Source organism: Aminobacter sp. SR38, assembly GCF_014843375.1.
Classification (GTDB): Bacteria; Pseudomonadota; Alphaproteobacteria; order Rhizobiales; family Rhizobiaceae; genus Aminobacter; species Aminobacter ciceronei.
The window spans coordinates 1,204,764-1,218,636 of record NZ_CP062112.1 but is presented as its reverse complement, the minus strand read 5'-3'; the positions used below and the strand labels follow the sequence as shown (position 1 = coordinate 1,218,636).

Below are 13,873 nucleotides of genomic sequence, written 5' to 3'. Positions count from 1 at the left end.
AACCGCGCGTCGTCAGCGCGGTTGCCTGGGAAGCTTCACCCGCGACTGGAATTGGGGCATAGCATTGCCTCATGGCTGAAGTCCTTTTCTACCACCTGACCGAATCGACGCTCGAGGATGCCTTGCCGGGCCTGCTCGAGCGCAGTCTGCAGCGCGGCTGGAAGGCGGTGGTGCAGTGTGGCAGCGAAGAGCGCCGCGACGCCCTCGACCAGCATCTGTGGACCTTCCGCGACGATTCGTTTCTCGCCCATGGCAGCGACCGCGAGGCGCATGTCGCTGACCAGCCGGTGGTGCTGACGGTGACGGAAGCCAATGCCAACGCCGCCGAGATCCGATTCCTCGTCGACGGTGCTGCGCCGCCCGACGTTTCGCCCTATCAGCGGGCGGTGTTCCTGTTCGACGGCCATGACGCGGCCCAGCTCGAAGGGGCGAGGGAACACTGGAAGACGATGAAAACAGCCGGCCACACGGTGACCTACTGGCAGCAGGGTGCCGACAAGCGCTGGGAGCGCAAGGCCTGACAGCCAGGCGGGCGCGGCGCACAAGAAAGCGCGGCGCACCTGACGGGCCGCCGCGCCGCTGCCGAAGCCGGTAGGTTACTTGGCAGCGCTTTTCTCGCCGCCAAGATCCTTCTTGAAGGTCTCGAAATCGACCTGCATGCCGTTGAAGATGGTGCTCCAGTGGCGTGTCAGCGCCGCCATGGCGACGGCTTCCTGGATCTCTTCCGGCGAAGCACCCGCCTGTTTGGCGCTCTCGGTGTCGGCCCAGATGCAGTAGCTGCACGGGATCTGGGCGGCGACGGCAAGCGAGATCAGCGCCTTGGTCTTCGGCGGCAGGGCGGTCTTGTCGCTGAGCTCGATGGCCTTCAGCTCCGACCAAGCGCCGGGCAGGCCCGCCCTCGGGAACTGGTTGATGAAGGCGGGCACTGTGCCCATCGTCTTCTGGATGTCCTTGACTGTCGCGTCATAGTCGTCGGCAACAGCGGGCAGGGGCATTGCGGCAAGTGAGATGGCAAGGCTAGCTGTACCGGCCAGGACCGTCATCGAGCGGCGGAACGAGGCGAAGATGGATGCATATGCGGGCATGACTTCCTCCTCTGGATCATTTTTCCCTTACGGTGTAAGGTACGCGAATTGATGATCCTTACAGTGTAAGTTGTCAAGGCGAGCGGATGGACAGGGCGATCAACAAAAAGCGAGCGAAGCTGTCGCGCGACATGATCGAGCGGGCCGCCTTCGAGGTCATCGAGCGTGAGGGCCTGGCCGGCTTTTCGATGCGCAAGCTGGCGCAGGCGCTCGGTTGCGAGGCGATGAGCATCTACCATCACTATGCCTCGCAGGCGCATCTGTTCGAGGCGCTGGTCGAAAGGCTGGTCGGCGAGTTGCAGATCCCGCCGCGTGAACTGCCCTGGCGGCAGCGGGCACGGGCTGTCATGGGCGACTTCCGCGCCATCGGCCGCGCCCATCCGGCCTTCGCGCCGTTCCTCGTCACCTACCGGATGAATTCGCCCAAATGCCTGGCCTGGCTCGACGGCGTGCTTGGCGTGTTCGAGGATGGCGGCTTCGGCAAGGAGCGCGCCGCCCGGCTGTTCCGCGCGGTCGGTTATTACCTGATGGGGGCGATCCTCGACGAGACGGCAGGTTACGCCAGGGGCGCCTCGGCGGTGACCACCGTCGACGACGCGCAATTGCGGCGCGACTATCCCAATGTCGCTGCGGCCGGCCCGTTCTTCACCGTGGCCGCGTTCGACAAGACCTTCGACCTCGGCCTCGACATGCTGCTCGACGAGATGGAACGGGAAGTTGCCTCGCATGGCCGGGCGACCCTTTCCGCCACGCCGCAAAAGCCGTAGTACGAAAAAATCGCCCGGTCGGGGCGATTGCTGTTTCGGTCCAGAGTAACGAGCGACATGCGGTTCCTGTTTCTGATCATCCTGCTTGCCGGCACCGGTCTCGGCATCCTGTATCCCTGGGCGGCGACCAATTTTGCCGGCCGCGAGATCGGCACCTACCGCGCCTATGACCGGTCAGGCGGCTATCGCCCGGTGGAGGTCGCGCTGGCGTCGAGCGATGCGCCGGTGCGTGTGCTGGTGGATCTGACCACGCTGGCGCCGCCGCAGGTCAATCCGGCAAGTGCCGTCTTGACCATCACCGCCTCGACGCGCGGCCAGACCGTGCTCGCCGAGGCGCTGAATTTTTACGACACCACGCCGCGCGAGCGCAGCCCGCAATTGCCCGATCCGGTGTTCCGCGACGATGCCGGGCTGATCCGCGAGATCCAGCCGGGCAGCTACCGTTTCGTCATCGAGCAGGGCGATGCCGACAACATCCAGATCCAGCGCGTCGATCTCATCTTGCGGTCGGGCGGCCTCGAGGTCGACCAGCGGGCGCAACCGATCGGGCTGTCGCTGATGGCCGTAGGCTTTGTCGGCCTGGTGTTGTCCTTGCGCCGCAAGAAGGACAGCCGGCCCGACAATCCCAACTCCCGGCCGCCCAATTCGCCACCTCCTGCGCCGCGTTGGGGCAGGGACGCCGACAGGTCATGAACTATCGCCACGCCTATCATGCCGGAAACTTTGCCGACGTGGTCAAGCACGCCGTGCTCGCCCGGCTGGTCGACTATCTCAAGCGCAAGGACAAGGCGTTCCGCGTCATCGACACCCATGCCGGCATCGGGCTCTACGACCTCGGATCGGAAGAGGCCGAAAAGACGGGCGAGTGGCATGACGGCATCGGCCGCCTGATCGAGGCCCGATTGCCCGCTGACGCCGCAGCTCTGCTGGCGCCCTATCTCGACGCCGTCAGGGCCGTCAACGCAGAGGGCGGCATCTCGCGCTATCCCGGCTCGCCTGTCATTGCGCGACATCTCATGCGCAAGCAGGACCGCCTGTCGGCGATCGAACTGCACCCCGAGGACGCAAGGACGCTTGCCCAGCACTTCGAAGGCGACTTCCAGACCCGCGTCACCGAGCTCGACGGCTGGCTGGCGCTCGGCGCGCATCTGCCGCCCAAGGAAAAGCGCGGCCTGGTGCTCGTCGATCCGCCCTTCGAGATCGGCGGCGAGTTCGACCGGCTGGTCGAGGGCCTGAAGAAGGCGCACCGGCGCTGGCCGGGCGGCATCTTCGCCTTGTGGTATCCGGTCAAGGACCGCAAGGCGGTGGCGGCGTTCCGTGAGGCGCTTGGCGATGCCGGCATCCCCAAGATCATGGACATCGAGTTCTACATCAGGCCGCCCTCGGCCGAGCCGCGGCTCGACGGCACTGGCATGGTGGTGGTCAACCCGCCTTACCAGCTCGAAAGCGAGCTCAACACCATGCTGCCGGCGCTCGGCAAGCTGCTGGCCGAAGGCCCCGGCGCGCGCTGGTCGGTCGAGTGGCTGGCGGGCGAAGACGCCGCTTCTTGACCGCGAAGCGGCGACACCGCAAACTGCGCCCCACAAGCCTTGGAGTGGGAACCATGAGTCGCGTCGCCAGCACCATCTTTGCCGTTATGATTGGCCTCGGAACGGCCCTGTCGGGCGCGGGCTCCGCCCAGGCAGCCGACCTCTCCGTCGGCGCCGACTATTCCGATCCGGGCATCTGCGGCAACGCTGCCGTGCTCAACCGCATCACCAGCCGCTTCAGCTACCAGGTCCGCCACGTGCCGAACCTGCCGCAGGTTGCCATCACCGATTTCCAGCGCATCCACGAACACCGCTACGAGCCGGCCGACGAGAACCATCCGATCGGCCGCCGCTATTGCGGCGCGACAGTGGTCCTGTCCGATGGTGCTGACCGCGACATCTGGTACCTGATCGAGGAGGGCATGGGTTTTGCCTCGATCGGCGACAATGTCGAGTTCTGCGTCTCGGGCTTCGACCGCTGGTACGTCTATAACGGCCGCTGCCGCGTCCTGCGCTGAGGCGAGCCGGGCTGACATGATCCGCAATTTCGCAAAGGCCGCGCTGACAGCTGCGGCCTTTGCCTTGCTGGCCGCCTGTGCGCCGGCCGAGCAGTCGCAACCCGCCGACAAGTCTGAAACTGGGGCTGCCGACAAGGCTGCCGCCGGGCCTGCCACTGGGGCGCAGCAGGCGGCTGTCCCGCGTGGACAAGGGTTCGACTTCTATGTGCTGGCTCTGTCCTGGTCGCCGAGCTATTGCGAGGCCGAGGGTGAACAGGCCAACGGCCAGCAATGCCGCGCAGGCCGCCCCTATGGCTTCGTCGTGCATGGCCTGTGGCCGCAATATGAGCGCGGTTATCCCGAGAACTGCCCGACAAACGTCAGCGACGTGTCAAGCGACAGGCTGCGCGGCCTCTACGACCTGATCCCCTCGGCCGGCCTGATCCGTCACCAGTGGCGCAAGCATGGCACATGCAGCGGGCTTGGCCAGGACGACTATTTCAAGGTCTTGCGGGCGGCCCGCGACAGAATCGAAATTCCAAAGGAATTCAAGAGCCTGGCCAGCTATCGCACGCTGGCGCCCGGCCAGGCCGAGCGTGCCTTCCTGCAGTCCAATCCCGATATGCCGGCCGATGCGGTCGCGGTGACCTGCGACCGGCGCTATCTGCGCGAGCTGCGCATCTGCATGGGAAAGGAACTCGCCTTCCGCGCCTGTCCCGAGATCGACCGCCGCGCCTGCCGGCTCGACAAGGTGGTGATGCCGCCGGTGCGCGGCGGCTGATTTTTGCCCCTGATTCTGGCGAACTCCGATTTTGGCGCCCTGATTCCGGCAGCCGGATGTTGCCGGAACAGCACGTGCTGATATGGTCGCCGGCGCAAAAGGGGACCTCCATGCCGAAACTTTTCTATTCTCCCGCTTCGCCCTACAGCGGCAAGGTCCGCATGGCGGCCGCATACGTTGGCATTTCAGTCGAATCCGTCACCGTCGAGACCGGCCCGCAGCCGGCGCTTTTGACCGACGCCAATCCGCTCGGCAAGATCCCGGTCTGGATCACAGATGACGGGCAGAGCATCTATGACAGCCGCGTCATCACCCAGTACCTGAACCGGCTGTCCGGCAACAAGCTGTTCCCGCGCAATGCCGACAAGCGCCTCGATGCCGAACGCCTGGAAGCGCTGGCCGACGGCATCTGCGATTGCCTGCTCGCGATCGTCTACGAACGCCGCGGGCGTCCGGAAGAGATCATTCACCAGCCCTGGATCGACAAGCAGTGGTCGAAGGTGACGCGCTCGCTCGACCTGCTCAACGCCAATCCGCCGAAACTGCCCAAGGCGATCACCACGGGCCAGATCGCGCTCAGGGCGGCGATCGGCTATCTCGACCTGCGCTTCCCCGGCAAGTGGGAAAAGGGCCGCCCGCGCCTCAAGCGCTGGGCCGCCCGCTTCGACGAAAAATTCCCCGAGCTGAAGGCCGCCGTCCCGCAAGGCTGAGAGCCTGCGGCCGGACGCGGTTGCTCAGCCCTTGTGCTCGGGCCCGGCGCTCAGCCTTGATTGGACAAGGGCAGCCAGCCATCGGGCAAGATGTCGGGGTTGCTGGCCGTGGGATCGGCAAACCATGCCGCCGGCCCGATGACGATCTTGTCGGGCGAGGGATTGAGCCAGGCGCCCCACCAGGAAAAGCTTGAGTTGGCGATGATGTGATGGCGGCAGGCGCTCATCAGGCGCATGTCCTCATAGTCGGCGTCGCGGCCATTATGGCCCATCACCCGTTTCTCGACAGGGAAGGCGAGGTTGTCGCGGGCCCAGTCGGGATCGTCGGAGAAGACATAGATGACCGGCTCCTCAGTCATCGTCGCGATCATCTGATCCACGGCCTTGGCGTAATACTGCTTGGAGCAGGCGGCAAACAGCGCCTGGTTCTCCGGCAGAAGATAGTCGCCGCGCCGGACATGCAGCGAGATCGCCGGACAGGCGGCGATTGCCGCGAGGTGTTTGGCGTTCTCCGGGCTGGGCGGCGTGACGATGCGGAAATCGTTGGCGATCACCTCGATGCAATCGGCGAAATAACGCTGCGACTGCCAATAGCCGTCGAGCCAGAGATTGCTGCGCGGGACAAGCATGCCGGCATCGAAGCCGAGGCCGTTCTCCCTGACCCGGGTCGGGAACCGCCCCGTCGCGTGCCAGAGATAATAACGCAGCCGCTCTTGCCTGCGCCGTGGCGGCAGCGTGCCTGAGGTGACGGCCGGGCCGATGTTGAAATGGCCGAGCCGGAAGCTCACCGAGGGCGAGCTGTCGAACCACCTGGTATCGAGCACAAGCGCGCTCCGGCTGCGCAGCGCCATGGCGCGGCCCATGGCGAACTGAAACATCTGGTTGCCAAGGCCGCCATAGATGCTGGCGACGATCTGCTGTTTCATCTGGCGGCCCGCTGCGAATGATTGCGCTTAGTGCCAGCGGCGGCGGCGGAAATCAAATTCGAATGAGGCGGATGTTCTTGCCTGTTCGAAACGGCGAACCGTTGATCCGGACTTCGAAGACCCTTTCAAGAGAGCGGCGGAACGTGCAACAGCTAGTTCGATCCCATCGCGTGTTGCCACTCCCGCGGATAGCGCTTTCGAGCCTCCTGCTCGGAGATGCGATGGCAGACCTGGCCCCACTCGCTGTTGCGAGTACGGTCGTTTTTTGGTTTGGCCGAGTCGCAGTAGACGAAGCCCGGGATCGGCTTGAACTCAAGATCATCGAGTTTTCTCAAGCTGGGTGGATTGTTCGCCCATGCCCATATGGTGGTCGACGGCAGATTTTGGTCGCTGGCGCAGCTTTCGAAGTCATTGATCTTCAGTCCGCTCAGATTGCCAGACATCCCAGCTAGATTGCAGGTCAGCTCTATTGTCGAGTTGGTAAGATCGACGTTGTCGAACGAGGCTCCCGCCAGATTGCTTTGAAATTCGACAGCTTCAAAAGTCGAGTCGATGATTTTGGTGCTAGTCATATCTCCGCTAATCAGGGCCGCACGTATCGTCGAATTCGTGATTGTGGTTCCACTGAGATTCCAGCCACAGAGAGGCAACATCTCGGTGGACCCGATTGGCGCGAGGTCGAGATCGGCGATGATCGGGGGGATTTCGCAGTATGTACGTCCCTCGAACCATCCTTTCATCTGCTTGCAGGATAGATCCAAGCCCTGCAGGGTTGCACCAGTACGGTGGATTGCATTGATTGCCGGTCCCTTGCCTGTGTTGCCTGGAATGGGGCGATAGATAGTTTCCCACGCTCTAGCAACGCGCTCTTCCTGGCGCGAGGCAAAGTCCTCTCGAATCTGCAATCCGGTCAGTACCAGCACAACAAACCCGAACAATGCCCCTGCAAGGCCAAGCAGTCGAATGAACGGGTTCGTTTCAATGAAGCGGTCAACAGACACAGCACCGTCGTAGACTTTTCGGCGCCAAGGTCGTTGTGTGACCGTCGCAGTCGCACGCGCCGGCCGTTTCTTCTGCGATACCATGAGGCGCCCCCGCCAAATCAAATCCCCGCACGTGTTCTAGTTGACTGGGAGGCCATTCGCCAACCGTCAACGTGCGTCGAGAAGTCGAGGAAGCAGCGTAATGCAGAAACGCTTAGGTGCCGTCGAAGGCATCGATAGGGTCTTCCTTCTGCCCTTTCGGATAGGCTTCCTTTGCCTGCTCCCAAGTCATGATCTCACACTCGGGCATTGCGTGCTTTTCATGTGTACGAGGATCCTGCTCCGGCAGCGAAGTTCCTGCCGGGAGTGGCCGGCAAAGGGTAACGCCCCTGTGCAAGTTGGAAATCTCCGTTTCACTACCGCTGCCTGATGCCGAGATGTTTGGTCTGTTGTCTGCCCAGGCCCAAGCCCGGGCTACTTCACCAGCCGGAAAAGTTGTGAAAATGCTTCCGCTAACTTCGACATTCCCGAGCTCGGTCTTGTCGAAATCGAGATAAAATACACTGTTCCGGAGCGCACAGTTCTCGATACGCTCAGGCGCGTAACCGCTGTTAATGTAGGAATCCTCCACCAGGCAATCGTACCATACGGCTCGATCAAGTCTGACGTCGGACATGAAAACGTTCCGAATGGTGAACTCCATCATCGACGCGTCGGAAAGATTGAGATTGCCCACTGTCACCCGGTCGTTATGGCCTCTTCTCTTTGCGTCCACGTATGTAAAGCCGCGAAAGATCGGAGCATTGCTGCACGTCTTGCTGGCATCGTCAAAGTCGCCGATAGCCTGGCAAGATAGGTCGACGTCATCGAGAGGCGTGCCGGCATCGAGCAACGTCTGGAGTCCCGATGCCTTGCCGATATTGCCTCCGGCGGGGAGCAGAAGACGCGCCCAAGCCCTTTCAATGCGCTCTGCGGATCTGGCTTCGTAGTCCGACAGAATTTGCCAGATTGTTCCGCCCAATATGAAGATACCGACTACTGCAACTCCAGCGGCTGCGATCCTGATCGTGCCACTTTTCTCTACCGCTTCAACACGTTTGGCGAGGCGTCGATCGGCCTCAAGAAGTCGCTCCCATCTGCCTTTGGTGCGGTTGTTCGGTTGCTCGGCTGTCGACTGTTCGACGCTCTCCATTCCCCTCTGTTCCCCTCCCAGTTGCCCTGCAACTTCATAAGCGAGTTTCCGCATGGGAGACCAGCGCCATATTGATACTCGCCTTTGACCAATTCGTTTCGCGCACCGGCGGTGTCGGGCCGCCACAATCTGGGCGGTCATCAAGATATGGTCCTGGTGGAACTGCTGCACATCATGCTGCTGGTGCCAGCGGCGACAGCCGATATCAATTTCGAACGATCGTTCGTGTCGACCAATGGCGGTTCGAACAATCCGCAACGCGGGATGGTGGCAACCGATCTAGCTTATGCACAGCCGTCTCGCCGCCGCTGTATCCAACCGGCAATGTCTCGTCTAATGGGCGGTCGAGGCTGGCGTTACAATGCCGCCAGCCAGCACAGGGTCAACAATGTTCCGACAGTTACTCGGCCAGTTTGGTGTTCTCGAAAGGCCCCGGGAGCCGCTGGTGCTGCTGCGCGAAGGTTTGTGCGCGCGCCTCGGGCTGAAGACGGCGATCCACGTCGGTGCCCATTATGGCGAGGAGCGTGATGCTTACGAGGCGCTCGGGCTGACCGATGTGTTGTGGGTCGAGGCCTCGACAGGCGTCTACCAGGAACTCGTCGAGCGCCTGGCAAAGCCGACCGGACACGGCACGCGCCATGTCGCGGTGAATGCCTTTGCCTCCGACAAGGCAGGCGACGAGGTCGTGCTGCGCCAGTTCAGCAATGAGGGGGCATCGAGCTCCATCTTCGCGGCGACGGATCTGTTCCGTCAGACCTGGCCTCAGGTCAGCGAAACCGGCGGTTCCGAAGAGGTCGGCACCGACACGCTCGACCACATCGCCATGGTCAACGGCTTTGAGAATGCCGATCTGGTCGCAGCCGACGTGCAGGGCGCCGAGCTTATGGTGCTGAAGGGCGCGACCAGCCTGCTCGCAACGGCCAAGGCCGTGATCGTCGAGGTCTCGCTGCAGCGTTTCTACGACGGTGGCGTGCTGCAGCCGGAACTGCGTGCCTTTCTCAGGCAGCATGGCTTCATCGAAGTCAGGCGCCCGCCGAACCATGGCGACCAGCTGTTTCTGCGCAAGAGCCTGTTCGGCCCCCTCCGCCGCTTCAGCGACAGCATTTGGGAAGCGCGCCGCTAGATCGCCGGCAGCGTCGCAACAGCAACAAAGAAGGCCCGGGCGCGAGCCCGGTTTTTTCGTTTGTGGCTATGCTTGGGCCTGGGTGAAGGTGCGCGGTGGCCGGTCAATCAACGACTTCGCCAGTCGCGAGGGCATGAATGTCCGAACGCTTCGCCGGGCTGTAACCCGTATTTGTCAACAGACTGCGAATGATCTCAACCGAAAGCTGCTTGTTCGGTTGAACAGTGGCGGTGACCCGCTGTCCGAAAATCAGGCAGAACCAGACCCAGAACAGATATCTTCGGTGACTTACGCCAATCACTGGCGCGCCGCCGATGCCAGCCCCGGCACCAACCCTGAACTTCTGGATCAAAGGGCACCCGTTAAGCGGGCGGGGTGATATTGCCGCCTGTGGAGAAGGTGTTACTCTTCGCGTTATGTCTGACGGCAAACTCTACTTCATAGCAATTGGGGTCCTTCTAGCGCTCTGCTGCGGGGTTGTCCTCGCCGGATGGCTTTTTGGGCCGGTAGGCTGGTTCGTGGGGGGCGGATTGTTTTGCACAGCAGGAGTGGTCGTAAAGGCGCTGATCGATGATCGCCGCTATCGGCGACGCCAGACACTTTAACGGTCGTCTGTCAGGGCGACCCGGTAGCTCGCTTGGCTCATAACCAAAAGGATACAGGTTCAAATCCTCCCCCTGCAACCAGATCAGGACGGACACGACCGCCCGTAAGTGAGCCATGTAGCGTCTGGCTCGGCCGAGCAATCGGTGTGGGCGGCAAGGTTCACGCGCTTTCCCGCCGTCCTGAATAGGATTTGCATAATCCGACCCTGTCTTGCAGATCTGGGCCGAGCAGGCCTGATCATTCCGGAAATGTAAACTCGACCGACACGCCGGCAGGGAGGCCGACGGAGAAGCCTGCGACCTGCACGTAGGGGTTATTCCGGAGGGTATCCCGAAGGGCGGATACCTTCGCAAGGGCGTCTCTCAGGCGTTCGGCAATCGTCTCTTGGTTTGCCGCGGCGACTAGCTCCTTCGAGGCCTGATCGATTTCTGCAAGCGACGTGGCAACGTAGTTGAGGGTACTCTCCTTGGTGTCCAAAGACTGTGCCCAAGCCGGCGCGGCACATGCCAACAGTATGGCGCAGATGACAGCTTTCTTCATGCTCCCCCCCAGGGTTGAGGCGCACACCATCCCATCACCTATTGAGGATCGTCAATGCGCTGGAAGCCCATCCGCAAGCCGACGGAAGCCGACCTCGAAAAGGGCTGGATGCACCACCGTCTGATGCTGTGGAACTCCTGCAACGGCCCTACCAATATCGGTATGTGCCGGCCGAGACCGCTGACGAAATCAAACGTGAAGGCCTCTGGGAGAAGTCCCTGATCCTTCCCGATCAAGTGTGATCCCGACCGGGCGGGTGATCCCGGAAATCAACCCCGAAAGGAACCAGATGGTTCGAACGTTTCGAAGTCTCTTCTTCGGTGGCCTCGCCATGCTCGCGGCTGCCATCTCCTTCTCCATGCCAGCCTCGGCGCTGGACCGCGAAGTCGGTCTCTACGGCGCGCCGCCGGCAGCGAACTGTGTCTACGCGCTGCCCGAGGTGACATCGATCAAGGCGATGCTCGTCACTGAGCGGCACCACGAGGTACGAAGTCGCGACGCCCACGCTGTGGCCTACGCCGTTGCCAACCAGCCGCTGACCGCCTGGCGCTTCAACATCCTCGCGTACTCGCGCATCGACCCGCATATCCGTGTGGGCTGGTCATAGAGGGCCTGTTGCCTACAGCGGCGCCGGCCCGCTCCGCTTCTGCAGCTTTGCCACGGGCAGGCTTCACAGTCGGAGATCAGAACACTCCGAAGACGCGTAGGGCAACTAGCAGCGCGATTGCCGTGCCAATAATCGTCGCAACTTGCGAGACGGTGTTGAGCATGACCGATTCTCCAAAACGTGAGCCGGTCTTCCACATACAAGCAGATGGTTGCCGCGCTGAACTCAGCATGCGGGAAGTGGCCAGAGATCAGTCGGCGGACGGACGAGGCTAAGGCCCTTGAAATGAACAGGCGTAGAGCGGGAGCCGAGAGGCGTCACCACCGCCGGCCCCGCAAGGGCCGACTGCCGAAGCATCAAACCGGGGTGGGAAGCGAGCGGTCCAGCAGGCCTGGTCATTGCTGGTCGAAGGTGGCGAGCCATCGCAGATGCGCACCAGCCTGTGCGACCATGTAGATTGCCAAGTCTAGCGGAGGTTGCGCGGGCTCTTCGGTACCGGGCTTGTGACGGTAAAAGTGCGCCCCATCTATCCAGTCGCAGAAGGCCGCGACCTGCTTTTGGGCAAGATTGATTGCTGGCTTCTGATTGGCGAACTCATCGTCTACCGCTGGTTTTAGGTGCTTAACCACCTCCGCCCCACTCAGTTGATGCGCTTTCGGAAAGATAAGACGAAAGAGATTCTCGACGGCGAAGAATGCAGCGCGAATAGCTGCCTTTCCGTCTGGGGGCACCCGGTCAAGGGTTGCGAACGCTTCTTCATAGGACGTTCGCACGCCAGCGTAACGGCTTTTGCCCAGGCGCGCTATCGCTGCGATCCTCGCGTTTTCAAAGTCAGTGTCAACGGCAAAGTGGACCCCGCCCAATTCGTCAATGCGATAGCGGACTTGCTCCTCAGCAAAGACCCGCCTCACTTGGACTAAGAACACATTGCGTGCTCTTGTCCTTCGGTCTTCATAGGAATCTGTGATTGTTCTCCATCTGATCGTGACGGAGTCGAGCACGTCCCGTAACTCAAGTTTGGCTATGAGAGGCGGCCAGTGATAGCTTTCGTAAGTTAAGCTCAGCGCGATCCCAAGCTCTGCTTTGAGGGCGTTCCCAAAACTGGAGCGGTCATGGAATTGTCCGTACAGAGCTCCAAGCCGACGTCGCATCCGGTCGCTGTCAGGGAGTAGCGCGTTCTCTCGCATGTAGATTTGCGAGAACCGCGACCCTAGAGGTGCTTCTGCCAACCTTAGCCCCTTTGAAAAACAATCAAACCCAATCGCAGGAAATCAAACATGTCTCGCGGCGGCAATAGGCCTGGGGCAGGGCGCAAGAGTAGTACACCGGTAGTACACCGAATAAAGCGTCAGTAGAACGTCAGAAGAAGGTGGCGTCGACACGCCTCTCGATCACATGCCTCAGGTAATCCGCAACTCCAAAGCCAGATGCGTCGTCGCGGCATCAACATGCGCGGCGCGGGAGCTGGAAGACCTCGCCCGGAACATGCCGTTCGACACCGGAAAGATCATAGGCGCGACGGCCTCAGCATCCGGGCGCGCCCCGACGAGGCTAACGCTGAAACCAACAAAAAAGCCGGGCGCGAGCCCGGCTTTTTCGTGTGTGCTGATCGCTGGGATCAGAACTTCATGCCGACGCCGAACTGGATGCGGTGATCCTTGTTCGAGATCTCGGTGTTGCCTGCGCCCAGCGCAAAGGTGTCGGTGCCGAGGTCGGTGTAGCGGTACTCGACGCGGCCGAAGACCTGTTCGGTGAGCTTGACGTCGGTGCCGACGCCGGCGGTCCAGCCGAGCATGGTGTTCTTGTCTTCGATGCCGCCCTGCGTTGCCTTGACCTGTGCGCCAGCACCACCGGCGGTGGCGTAGAGCAGGATGTCAGGGGTCACGACATAGCCGAGACGGGCGCGCAGCGAGCCTTCGAAGCCGTTCTTGACCGAGGTGCCGGCGTTGTCGCCTTCGACGCCGCTGTAGCCGAGGTCGCCTTCGGCGCCGAGGACGAAGTTATCCATCTGGTAGTTGTAACCGGCGAACGCACCGCCGAGGAAGCCGCTGGTGCTGATCTTGTTGCCGGCAGCGTCGGCTTCACCGCTGAAGCCGTAGCCGAGCGTCACACCGGCATAGGGGCCGGACCAGGTGTTGAGCGGGGGCTGTTCCATCGGCGCGGCAGGTGCCGGCGGCTCTTCCATGACGACGTCGGCAGCGAACGAAGGCATCGAAGCCAGCGCGACCAGGCCGAACGCCGCAGCGAGCGGACGAGCGTGCTTGAGAATGGCAGTCATTGTTTTACTCCTTAAGCCAACGATACACTGGCTCTTTTTCAACTGGCGCCCCTAGCCCGTCCGGGGGGGAGAAACGGGCTGGGCGCCGAACGGTTCCGAATGTCGGGTCGAAATGCGGCTGAACCGAACCTGAAGTTGGGTGATTGCCCGGCGCAAATGAGGCTGAAGCGTGACGTTGCATCGCTGCAACAGCCGTGTCAGGAGCTTTGCCAGTCCTCTGCCTGAAGCCGCTTGGTACAAGGCGTTGGC

General features: G+C 62.0%; 17 protein-coding genes. 9 read left to right on the top strand and 8 right to left on the bottom strand.

What is annotated here, in order from left to right:
* Window positions 1-71 precede the first annotated feature (71 nt).
* Window positions 72-521, top strand: coding sequence for a DNA polymerase III subunit chi (locus IG197_RS06020; RefSeq protein ID WP_192317667.1), 450 nt, complete (start codon window positions 72-74; stop codon window positions 519-521).
* 75 nt (window positions 522-596) lie between these two features.
* Here IG197_RS06020 and IG197_RS06015 read toward each other — a convergent pair whose 3' ends face one another.
* On the bottom strand, window positions 597-1,085 hold the full coding sequence (locus tag IG197_RS06015; protein ID WP_192317665.1) for a carboxymuconolactone decarboxylase family protein: 489 nt from the start codon (window positions 1,083-1,085) through the stop codon (window positions 597-599).
* A gap of 86 nt (window positions 1,086-1,171) precedes the next feature.
* Here IG197_RS06015 and IG197_RS06010 point away from each other — a divergent pair, with 86 nt between their 5' ends.
* The 6 genes from IG197_RS06010 (at window position 1,172) to IG197_RS05985 (ending at window position 5,369) form a co-directional block, all read left to right on the top strand.
* Window positions 1,172-1,852, top strand: a complete 681-nt coding sequence (locus IG197_RS06010) for a TetR/AcrR family transcriptional regulator (protein WP_192317663.1) — start codon at window positions 1,172-1,174, stop codon at window positions 1,850-1,852.
* 57 nt (window positions 1,853-1,909) lie between these two features.
* Window positions 1,910-2,545, top strand: a complete 636-nt coding sequence (locus IG197_RS06005) for a hypothetical protein (RefSeq protein ID WP_192317661.1) — start codon at window positions 1,910-1,912, stop codon at window positions 2,543-2,545.
* Entirely contained in the window at window positions 2,542-3,402 is an 861-nt protein-coding gene (locus IG197_RS06000; protein ID WP_192317660.1) for a 23S rRNA (adenine(2030)-N(6))-methyltransferase RlmJ, read from the top strand. The genes IG197_RS06005 and IG197_RS06000 overlap by 4 nt, the downstream gene beginning before the upstream one ends.
* Before the next feature lie 53 nt (window positions 3,403-3,455).
* Complete coding sequence (locus IG197_RS05995) at window positions 3,456-3,899, top strand: hypothetical protein (RefSeq protein WP_182574433.1); 444 nt, start codon at window positions 3,456-3,458, stop codon at window positions 3,897-3,899.
* A gap of 16 nt (window positions 3,900-3,915) precedes the next feature.
* Window positions 3,916-4,659, top strand: coding sequence for a ribonuclease T2 (locus tag IG197_RS05990; RefSeq protein WP_192317658.1), 744 nt, complete (start codon window positions 3,916-3,918; stop codon window positions 4,657-4,659).
* A 110-nt stretch (window positions 4,660-4,769) separates the two neighbouring features.
* Window positions 4,770-5,369, top strand: a complete 600-nt coding sequence (locus IG197_RS05985; RefSeq protein WP_192317656.1) for a glutathione S-transferase family protein — start codon at window positions 4,770-4,772, stop codon at window positions 5,367-5,369.
* 50 nt (window positions 5,370-5,419) lie between these two features.
* Here IG197_RS05985 and IG197_RS05980 read toward each other — a convergent pair whose 3' ends face one another.
* From IG197_RS05980 to IG197_RS05970, 3 genes are all read right to left on the bottom strand, one after another.
* On the bottom strand, window positions 5,420-6,295 hold the full coding sequence (locus tag IG197_RS05980; RefSeq protein ID WP_192317654.1) for an alpha-1,2-fucosyltransferase: 876 nt from the start codon (window positions 6,293-6,295) through the stop codon (window positions 5,420-5,422).
* 152 nt (window positions 6,296-6,447) lie between these two features.
* The gene (locus IG197_RS05975; RefSeq protein WP_192317652.1) at window positions 6,448-7,380 is read right to left on the bottom strand and encodes a hypothetical protein; all 933 of its coding nucleotides are present in this window, start codon (window positions 7,378-7,380) and stop codon (window positions 6,448-6,450) included.
* A gap of 112 nt (window positions 7,381-7,492) precedes the next feature.
* Entirely contained in the window at window positions 7,493-8,470 is a 978-nt protein-coding gene (locus tag IG197_RS05970) for a hypothetical protein (RefSeq protein ID WP_192317649.1), read from the bottom strand.
* Between the two features lie 388 nt (window positions 8,471-8,858).
* Here IG197_RS05970 and IG197_RS05965 point away from each other — a divergent pair, with 388 nt between their 5' ends.
* A complete protein-coding gene (locus IG197_RS05965) occupies window positions 8,859-9,593 on the top strand; it encodes an FkbM family methyltransferase (protein ID WP_192317647.1) in 735 nt (244 codons plus the stop codon).
* A gap of 103 nt (window positions 9,594-9,696) precedes the next feature.
* On the opposite strand, the gene IG197_RS05960 is transcribed toward IG197_RS05965, so the two are convergent.
* Both IG197_RS05960 and IG197_RS05955 read right to left on the bottom strand, forming a co-directional pair.
* Window positions 9,697-9,945, bottom strand: coding sequence for a hypothetical protein (locus IG197_RS05960; RefSeq protein ID WP_192317644.1), 249 nt, complete (start codon window positions 9,943-9,945; stop codon window positions 9,697-9,699).
* Between the two features lie 491 nt (window positions 9,946-10,436).
* Window positions 10,437-10,739, bottom strand: a complete 303-nt coding sequence (locus tag IG197_RS05955; RefSeq protein WP_192317642.1) for a hypothetical protein — start codon at window positions 10,737-10,739, stop codon at window positions 10,437-10,439.
* A 256-nt stretch (window positions 10,740-10,995) separates the two neighbouring features.
* On the opposite strand from IG197_RS05955, the gene IG197_RS05950 reads away from it, so the two are divergent.
* On the top strand, window positions 10,996-11,346 hold the full coding sequence (locus tag IG197_RS05950) for a hypothetical protein (RefSeq protein WP_192317640.1): 351 nt from the start codon (window positions 10,996-10,998) through the stop codon (window positions 11,344-11,346).
* A 395-nt stretch (window positions 11,347-11,741) separates the two neighbouring features.
* Here IG197_RS05950 and IG197_RS05945 read toward each other — a convergent pair whose 3' ends face one another.
* Together IG197_RS05945 and IG197_RS05940 are read right to left on the bottom strand one after the other, a co-directional pair.
* Entirely contained in the window at window positions 11,742-12,575 is an 834-nt protein-coding gene (locus IG197_RS05945; RefSeq protein WP_192317638.1) for a hypothetical protein, read from the bottom strand.
* Between the two features lie 389 nt (window positions 12,576-12,964).
* The gene (locus IG197_RS05940; RefSeq protein WP_067964021.1) at window positions 12,965-13,624 is read right to left on the bottom strand and encodes an outer membrane protein; all 660 of its coding nucleotides are present in this window, start codon (window positions 13,622-13,624) and stop codon (window positions 12,965-12,967) included.
* Window positions 13,625-13,873: the final 249 nt, after the last annotated feature.

Excerpts from the sequence above, each read along its gene's own strand:
- IG197_RS05970 (WP_192317649.1), bottom strand. The coding sequence starts at position 8,470 with ATGGAGAGCGTCGAACAGTCGACAGCCGAGCAACCGAACAACCGCACC.
- IG197_RS05965 (WP_192317647.1), top strand. The coding sequence starts at position 8,859 with ATGTTCCGACAGTTACTCGGCCAGTTTGGTGTTCTCGAAAGGCCCCGG.
- IG197_RS05985 (WP_192317656.1), top strand. The coding sequence starts at position 4,770 with ATGCCGAAACTTTTCTATTCTCCCGCTTCGCCCTACAGCGGCAAGGTC.
- IG197_RS06015 (WP_192317665.1), bottom strand. The coding sequence starts at position 1,085 with ATGCCCGCATATGCATCCATCTTCGCCTCGTTCCGCCGCTCGATGACG.
- IG197_RS05995 (WP_182574433.1), top strand. The coding sequence starts at position 3,456 with ATGAGTCGCGTCGCCAGCACCATCTTTGCCGTTATGATTGGCCTCGGA.
- IG197_RS05955 (WP_192317642.1), bottom strand. The coding sequence starts at position 10,739 with ATGAAGAAAGCTGTCATCTGCGCCATACTGTTGGCATGTGCCGCGCCG.
- IG197_RS05980 (WP_192317654.1), bottom strand. The coding sequence starts at position 6,295 with ATGAAACAGCAGATCGTCGCCAGCATCTATGGCGGCCTTGGCAACCAG.
- IG197_RS06005 (WP_192317661.1), top strand. The coding sequence starts at position 1,910 with ATGCGGTTCCTGTTTCTGATCATCCTGCTTGCCGGCACCGGTCTCGGC.
- IG197_RS06010 (WP_192317663.1), top strand. The coding sequence starts at position 1,172 with ATGGACAGGGCGATCAACAAAAAGCGAGCGAAGCTGTCGCGCGACATG.
- IG197_RS06020 (WP_192317667.1), top strand. The coding sequence starts at position 72 with ATGGCTGAAGTCCTTTTCTACCACCTGACCGAATCGACGCTCGAGGAT.
- IG197_RS06000 (WP_192317660.1), top strand. The coding sequence starts at position 2,542 with ATGAACTATCGCCACGCCTATCATGCCGGAAACTTTGCCGACGTGGTC.
- IG197_RS05975 (WP_192317652.1), bottom strand. The coding sequence starts at position 7,380 with ATGGTATCGCAGAAGAAACGGCCGGCGCGTGCGACTGCGACGGTCACA.
- IG197_RS05940 (WP_067964021.1), bottom strand. The coding sequence starts at position 13,624 with ATGACTGCCATTCTCAAGCACGCTCGTCCGCTCGCTGCGGCGTTCGGC.
- IG197_RS05990 (WP_192317658.1), top strand. The coding sequence starts at position 3,916 with ATGATCCGCAATTTCGCAAAGGCCGCGCTGACAGCTGCGGCCTTTGCC.